Source organism: Dryocola clanedunensis (assembly GCF_038405435.1).
In the GTDB taxonomy this organism is placed as follows: Bacteria; Pseudomonadota; Gammaproteobacteria; order Enterobacterales; family Enterobacteriaceae; genus Dryocola; species Dryocola clanedunensis_A.
Genome location: NZ_JBBYHZ010000219.1, coordinates 1 through 522 on the forward strand (window position 1 = coordinate 1; position 522 = coordinate 522).

A 522-nucleotide genomic window follows, 5' to 3' on the forward strand; every position below is an offset into this window, starting at 1 on the left:
GGCGTAGTGATTCTCGACGAAGCGCACAAAGCCAGAACCCGCCAGGGCTTCGGAAAGGAAGCTGGAACACCAAATGAGCTGCTGGCCTTCATGCGCGAGATCGCCGCCCGGGCAGATCACGTGCTGCTGGGAACGGCCACGCCGATACAGACCACCCCTGCTGATCTATGGGACTTGCTCGGCATCCTGCATCAAGGCCCAGGCCGTTTCGTGCTCGGCCACGACCTGGCGACGTGGCACCGACCCGACGAAGTGCTTGACATTCTCGCGGGCCGCGTGGAGGTCGAATCGCTCACCCATGCGTGGGAACTGTTGCGCTCGCCGCTTCCGCGCACGGAATCAACCAGTGAGCCTCGCGCTCGTCGCTTGTTCTCAGCTATCCGGCAAGACTTGGGTTTGCAGAACGGCGAGTGGCAAACCAACCGTTCGCTGGCAGATCTGACGGAGGAAACACGGGAGATTCTGGAAGAGGAGTTGGAGCGCCGCATATCAGGTGCAACGCTTTTTCAGCGCGAAAACCCG

1 pseudogene is annotated in these 522 nt (G+C 61.3%); it reads left to right on the forward strand.

Features of this window, described 5'->3' with window-relative positions:
* Positions 1-522: pseudogene (locus tag AAE045_RS24315) on the forward strand (phospholipase D-like domain-containing anti-phage protein); the annotation flags it as partial.